This window comes from Streptomyces sp. KR55 (genome assembly GCF_052245645.1).
GTDB classification, from domain to species: Bacteria; Actinomycetota; Actinomycetes; order Streptomycetales; family Streptomycetaceae; genus Streptomyces; species Streptomyces flavusporus.
This window is the reverse complement of sequence record NZ_JBQQCE010000524.1, coordinates 1-6,687: the sequence shown is the minus strand read 5'-3', so window position 1 is coordinate 6,687 and position 6,687 is coordinate 1. Positions and strand designations below refer to the sequence as shown.

7 protein-coding genes are annotated in these 6,687 nt (G+C 72.4%); 3 read left to right on the top strand and 4 right to left on the bottom strand.

What is annotated here, in order from left to right:
- From ACTWQJ_RS44110 to ACTWQJ_RS44095, 4 genes are all read right to left on the bottom strand, one after another.
- On the bottom strand, positions 1-1,137 hold a 1,137-nt coding region (locus ACTWQJ_RS44110; RefSeq protein ID WP_443312027.1), incomplete at its 3' end, for a macrolide family glycosyltransferase.
- Positions 1,134-2,069 carry a patatin-like phospholipase family protein gene (locus ACTWQJ_RS44105; protein ID WP_443312026.1) on the bottom strand — a complete coding sequence of 312 codons (936 nt, stop codon included), beginning with the start codon at positions 2,067-2,069 and terminating at the stop codon, positions 1,134-1,136. The genes ACTWQJ_RS44105 and ACTWQJ_RS44110, both read right to left, overlap by 4 nt.
- A 339-nt stretch (positions 2,070-2,408) precedes the next feature.
- Positions 2,409-3,086, bottom strand: a complete 678-nt coding sequence (locus tag ACTWQJ_RS44100; RefSeq protein WP_385514923.1) for a ribonuclease H family protein — start codon at positions 3,084-3,086, stop codon at positions 2,409-2,411.
- Between the two features lie 48 nt (positions 3,087-3,134).
- A complete protein-coding gene (locus ACTWQJ_RS44095) occupies positions 3,135-3,935 on the bottom strand; it encodes a VOC family protein (protein ID WP_443312025.1) in 801 nt (266 codons plus the stop codon).
- A 156-nt stretch (positions 3,936-4,091) separates the two neighbouring features.
- On the opposite strand from ACTWQJ_RS44095, the gene ACTWQJ_RS44090 reads away from it, so the two are divergent.
- The 3 genes from ACTWQJ_RS44090 to ACTWQJ_RS44080 all read left to right on the top strand — a co-directional run.
- Positions 4,092-5,099: a zinc-binding alcohol dehydrogenase family protein gene (locus tag ACTWQJ_RS44090; RefSeq protein WP_443312028.1), complete on the top strand. Its 1,008-nt coding sequence runs from the start codon at positions 4,092-4,094 to the stop codon at positions 5,097-5,099.
- Positions 5,100-5,258: 159 nt separating this feature from the next.
- Positions 5,259-6,170 (top strand): SGNH/GDSL hydrolase family protein, encoded by a 912-nt coding sequence (locus ACTWQJ_RS44085; protein WP_443312024.1) that lies wholly within the window; start codon positions 5,259-5,261, stop codon positions 6,168-6,170.
- 54 nt (positions 6,171-6,224) lie between these two features.
- Positions 6,225-6,687 (top strand): phosphotransferase (locus ACTWQJ_RS44080; protein WP_443312023.1); only part of this gene is annotated, 463 nt, incomplete at its 3' end.

Sequence of the window (6,687 nt, the reverse complement as noted above, 5' to 3'; positions counted from 1 at the left end):
CTGATATCCCCCCGCCTTGTGCTGGGCGACCTTCAGGGTGGCCGCGGCTGCCCGGAACCCGGGGTCGTGCAGCAGGCGCCGGGCGAGGGCACGCACGGAGCCCCTGGCGACGTCCTGGGTACGGATCGACAGGCCGGCGCCGAGCTCGACGACCCGCCGGGCCACCATCGGCTGGTCGGCGCCCTGCGGGACCACCAACATCGGAACCCCGGCATGCATGGCCTCGTTGACGCTGTTCATCCCGCCATGGGTGACGAACAGCGCCGCGCGGGCCAGCACCTCCGGTTGCGGCACGAAGCGGCGGGTGAGCACGTTGGCCGGCAACGGACCCAGTGCGTCGGGATCGGTCTGCCCGGTGGAGACGATCACGGTGCCGCCCAGCGGGGCGAGCTCGGTGGCGAAACTGCGCAGCAGCTGCGGGTCGGCGTTGAACACCGTGCCCAGCGAGGCGTACAGCACCGGGTCCTTGAGCCGGCCGGCCGGGAACGACGGGTCGACCGGTCGGGCGCCGATGCTCGGGCCGACGAACCGGTAGGACTGGTCGAAGTCCTCGACGGCAGGCTGGAACTCCCGCGAGGTGTAGACCAGATTGAGCGGCTGGCGGATGTTCCCCAGGTCGAGCAGTGGCAACCCACGTGTGTCGAAGCGGCGGTGCAGCTCCCAGCGCGACCGCAGGTAGCCCTGGACGCTGCGGGGCCGGGCCGCGGCCGCGACCAGCAGCTCCCAGGAGCCGCGGGTGGGGCTGGGCACATGCCGGTTGAACGCGAACGTGGTGAACGACGACGCCGCCGGCACCCCGAGTTCGCGGGCGGCGACCGCACCCCACAAACAGGCGTTGTCGTGGACGATCAGGTCGGGCCGGACGCGGCGCAGGTCGGCGAGCACGGGGGGCAGCAAGCCGACCGCGGTACGCGCGAGCCCCTCCACCAGCGTGACCGGCGTCGGTGGATCGGGGAGCGGCTGGTCGCCCCCGGGGTAGAGGCACACGGTCGCGCCGGCGGCCTCGATCTCCGCACGGAACGCGGGTGAGGTGTGGTACGTGACGGTGTGACCGCGCCGGACGAGCTCGGCCACGACCGGCAGCGTCGGGTTGACGCGCCCGTGCATGCCGATGTTGAGGAAGGCGATGGTACTCACAGGCCGGCCTCCGATATGGAAGAAGTCGACGCCTCGCCCGGGCCGGCGGATGTCGCCGAAGGGCCGTCGAGCCGATACAGGCCTGGCCCACTGATGCGCAGCCCGTCGAGAAAGCGCCCCGCCGTGAGCTCCGCGGTGCTGATCAGCCGCTGGGAATGCCCGAAGTCCCACGGGGCGGGCCAGGCCTCGATGCCGGTGGGCAGCACGACGGTCGGGATGTGCTGGGACACCTCGTGCAGGTCACGCTCGATCTGATGGTGCAACAGCAACAGCCCGGCCCTGGCGGCGATCGCACCGACACGCCGACGCGGGACGACCGGGCTCAACGCCGAACTCTCCGGCCCGGTCGACAGCACCACCACGCTGGCCGCCCCGGCCTGCTGGGCCGCCAGTACCGGGACATAGGCGATCACCCCGCCGTCGACGAGCGTCCGGCCCTCACGATCCACCGGGGGCAGGATCCCGGGAATGGCTGTACTGGCCAGCAACGCAGACTCGAGGTCTCCCTCATCGAGCAGCGCCGAAGCGCCGGTGACCAGGTCCATGGCCACCGCGGTGAACGGGACCGCCAGCTGCTCGATCCGCGACGGCAGCCCAGCCCGGGCGATCAGTCGGCGCAGGCCGCGATCGGTGAAGACGCTGGCCCGTGAGGACAGGTAGCCGAGCGGATACACCTCACGGCGACGCAACTGGGTCCACACGTTGTCCAGCCACGGCGCGGCCCTGTCGGGGTGGGCGGCCGCGATGGCCCCGTTGAGGGCACCCACCGAGGTTCCGATGATCATGTCCGGGTGGAATCCGCGCTGCTCCAGGGCGTACCCGACACCGACATGCGCCGCGCCGAACACTCCACCGGCGCCCACCACCGCGGCCACGGGACGGGGAAGGGCGCGCAAGCCCACCGATGCCGGGTCCTCCTTGTCGCGCGTCACGGTGCGAGGCCTCTCATGGCCACGACCACGCGCCGAGTGGCCCCCGCTGAAGCCAGAGCGTGCCCATGAGACTGGCCCCCGACCGGTACCCCTCATGATGATCGACCTTTCTCACCACGGCACTGAATCGGATGATCCCGCAACTAGGACCAGGCAGCCACCCGATCTGTGACACCGCAAACGAAGGTCAATGGCAGGGCCTGAGCGGGCTCGGCGAAGTCGTGCGGTTCGGCAGCGCCCCAAAGGGGCGCGGGGCCGTACCGATATGCGGCTCCGCCGCGCGGGCGCGACCAGCCCCCACCGGCCCGCAGCTCAAGCACCGCACTTCCAGCGGAGCGCCTACGCGTCGACCGTCCGGCACTCCGGGTGGCCCCAGCCCTGGGCGTTCTTGGCGATGGGGTCGCCGGCTGCGTAGGGGCGGCCGCAGACGCAGCGGCCCGGGAACCTGGCCTTGATCGTGCGGGCGGAGCCGGAGCGCGGCTTGGCCGTCGCGGACCGGCGGCGCGGCGCGGTCGGCGGAACGTCCGGCGCAGGCGGCGGCTCCGGTGAGCCGAGGCCGCTGCCCGCGGGCTCCTGCACGGTCGCCGCCTGGCTGGCGGCGCGGTCGGCGAAGTCGTTCAGCGGGTCGCCGTCGACCTGGTGGGCGGGCACGTAGCGGAACTCGACCGAGCGGCCGTCGAGCAGCTCGTCGATGCGCACCACCAGGTCCTGGTTGGCGACCGGCTTGCCGGCGGAGGTCTTCCAGCCGTTGCGCTTCCATCCGGGCAGCCAGGTGGTGACGGCCTTCATGGCGTACTGCGAGTCCATCCGGATCTCGAGCGGCACTCCGGGGTCGGTCGCCGCCAACAGCCGCTCCAGAGCGGTGAGTTCGGCGACGTTGTTGGTGGCCCTGCCGAGCGGCCCCGCCTCCCAGCGGGTCGGGGTCTCGCTCTCGTCGGCGACGACCCAGGCCCAGCCCGCCGGTCCGGGGTTTCCCTTCGAAGCCCCGTCGCACGCGGCCACCACTCGTTCACCCATGGTCCGATCATGCCATGTACGGGCCGGTCGCCCGGTCGCCGGAGTCGGTCAGGAGACGTCGGTGAGCTTCGGCATCTCGCCCTCGGTCGTCGTGGTGTCGATCACCGAGAAGCTCGCGCCCTGCGGGTCGCTCAGCGCGGCGAACCGCCCGAACGGGCTGTCCATCGGCCCGAAGCGCAGGATGCCGCCGAGCTTGGTGGCCGTGGCGACGGCGTCGTCGCAGTTGGTGACGCTGAAGTAGAGGTTGATGTACGGCGGCACGTCGGGCGGGAAGTCCTCGGTCATCTTCATCCGGCCCAGGACCGGGTTCCCGCTGAGGTTGAAGATCCGGAAGTCGATGCCGTTGTCGTCCATCTGCTGCGCCGTGTACGGGAACACGGCGGGGAAGAACGCGTCCGATTTCTCCGGATCGCGGGTGAAGACCTCGGCCCAGCAGAACGCGCCCGGCTGTTCCATGGGCGCCTCGAACCCCTCGTGGCTGCCCGCCTGCCACACGCCGAAGACGACGCCGCCCGGGTCTCGGGCCAGGCACATGGTGCCGAAGTCGCCGACCTGCATCGGGTCCATCACCAGCTCACCGCCGTTGTCGCGGATCTTGCCCGCGGTGGCGGCGGCGTCCGGCGAGGCGAAGTAGAGGCACCACTGCGGCTGTTCCTCCTGGCCGGGCATGGGCGGTACGACGGCGGCGACCGCCTTGCCGTTGACATAGGCCTGGGTGTAGTTGCCGTACTCCGACGACGCCTCGCCGAAGGTCCAGCCGAGAACCTCGCCGTAGAAGGTCTTGGCTCCCTCGACGTCCGTGAACATCGCGTCGGCCCAACAGGGCATTCCCTCAGGTTTCACGGCCATGGCTGCGGCCCTTCCGGGATTGGTGGGGTTGTCCGCTTCCTCACGCTAGTCATCCGAGGGGCGGCCCGCGCGCCGAACATGCCCTTCCGTTCCAGACTGGAGGGCGGAAGGCGGGTGGGGGCCGGCGAAGCGGGACGCGGGATGGCGAACGGGACGATGCGGGCATGGTCGGTGGTGGCGCCGGGGCCTGTGGAGGAGGGCTCCCTGAGGCTGCTGGGGAAGCCGGTGCCGGTGCCCGGGGACGATGAGCTGCTGGTGCAGGTGCGGGCCTGCGGGGTGTGCCGTACCGACCTGCATGTGGCCGAGGGGGATCTGCCGGTGCACCGGCCGGGGGTCACGCCCGGGCACGAGGTGGTCGGCGTGGTGGCCGGGTTCGGGGCGTCGGTGCGCGGTTTCCCGGTCGGCGAGCGGGTGGGGGTGGCCTGGCTGCGCCGCACCGACGGCAGTTGCGTCCACTGCACGCGCGGCGCCGAGAACCTGTGCCCGGCGTCGCAGTACACGGGCTGGGACGCCGACGGCGGTTACGCGCCGTACACGACCGTTCCGGCCGCGTTCGCTCACCGGCTGCCCGGCGGCCTCGACGACGTGGCGGCGGCGCCCCTGCTGTGCGCCGGCATCATCGGCTACCGGGCGCTGCGCCGGGCCGCGCTGCCGCCGGGCGGACGGCTCGGTCTGTACGGTTTCGGGGGCAGCGCCCACCTGTGTGCGCAGGTGGCCCTGGCCGAGGGCGCCAGGGTGCACGTCCTGACCCGGGCCGCGGCGGCACGACGGCTCGCACTGGAGCTGGGGGCGACCTCGGCGCGGGACCCGAACGACCTCCCTCCGGAGCCGCTGGACAGCGCGATCCTGTTCGCCCCGGTCGGCGACCTGGTCCCCGTGGCGCTGCGGGCGCTGGACCGGGGCGGGGTGCTGGCGATCGCCGGTATCCATCTGAGCGACGTGCCACCGCTGCGCTACGAGAGCGAGCTGTTCTACGAGAAGGAGCTGCGCAGCGTCACCTCCAACACGCGCGAGGACGCACGGGAGTTCCTGGCGCTCGCCGCCCGCCACGGGGTGCGCGCCACCACGCACGCCTACCCGCTGTCGGAGGCGGCGCGGGCCCTGACCGATCTGAAGGCGGGCCGTTTCGACGGGGCGGCGGTGCTGGTGAACGACCTGTCCTGACCCTGCGGTGACCAACACGCCAACACCGGTGGACGATCCCATACACACGTACGGCACGGGTGGGCGTCCGCGGCTCCCGTGGCCGACGCGTGTCTTCCCCCTGCCGCCGGGCTGTGCTTGCCTGGGCAGCCCTGTCGGTGGCGGGGTGGGGGTGGCCGTATGCACAGGCGGTGGGTGGTCGGGCTGCTGCTGGTCGGCGTGACGCTCCTCGGCGCCTGCGGGGATCCGGCGTCCGGGCCGGACGCCGCACCGCCCGCGCCCTCCGTACCCGGTGCCTCGCCCACCACGCACCAGCGGGCCGCCGCATCCCCCACCGTGCCCGCGAAGGCGCCCACAGTGCTGTATCTCGGGGACTCGCTGGCGATGGAGAACCAGAAGGTCCTCGGCCGGGAGCTGCGCCGGGACCTGGGAGCGCGGTCCACCAGCGCCCCGTACTCGGGCACCACCCTGTGCGACTACCTCGAGGGCACGGGCGAGCGGTCCCTCGTGCCGGACGCCGACAAGGCCGCCGCCCTGGTGCGCTCGGTGCGGCCGGACTTCGTGGTGCTGCAGTTCTGGGGGAACGCCTGGGGCTACACGCCGTGCATGGACGGGATCACCTACGACGCCTCCCGCGCCCGGTACTTCGAGCGGTACGCCGCCGACGCGCGCCGGCTCACCGAGCAGATCACCGCGGCCGGCGGTACCCGGCGCCCGCGGATCGTCTGGGTGTTGCAGGGCCCGGACCCGATCACCCCCGACCGGGTCCGGCGCGTGAACGCCCTCTACGAGGAACGGGCCGCGGCCTCCGGCGACCTGGTCGCCGACGCGGGGCGGGCGGTGAGCCCCGCATCGGCCCGCTACACCTGGACCCAGTACCTGCCGTGCACCGCCTACGAGCGCGCCCACCCCGACTACTGCACCCAGCCGGGCAGTGACCGCACCGCCCTCCACCGCGACGACGACTACCTGCACTTCTGTCTGGCGCCCACGACGTCCACCCCGAAACCGTGCCCGGTGCGCTCGCCCGGCATCCTGCGCATCGCACGGGAGATCACGCGGGTGGTGGACGAAGGAACCCGCTCTCACTGACCCGGCGTCAAAATCGTTCGACAAAGGCCGGGCCGGGCCGCTGGGATGGCCCTCATGTGTGCCCACAAGATGCATACGGACGAGGTCGACGTCGACGCCTCGCTGGTCCGTCGGCTGATCGCCGGACAGTTCCCGCAGTGGGCTCGGCTGCCCGTGCGCCGGCTGCAGTCGTCGGGCACCGAGAACGCGATGTTCCGGCTCGGCGCCGACCTGGTGGTGCGACTGCCGCGGCATCCCCGTGCCGTCGAGGGAGTGGAGCACGAGATGCGGTGGCTGCCCCGGCTGGGGCCGCTGCTGCCCCTCGACACGCCCGAGCCGGTGGGGCAGGGCGAGCCTGGTGCGGGGTTTGCGTGGCCCTGGTCGGTGTACCGGTGGCTGGAGGGGCGCAATCCGGCCGTCGAAGCGCTCCAGGAGCCGGAGTTGCTCGCCAAGGACCTGGCGGAGTTCGTCGGCGCGCTGCGCCGGACCGACCCCGTGGACGGGCCACCCGGCTCGCGAGGCGTCCCGCTCACCACCC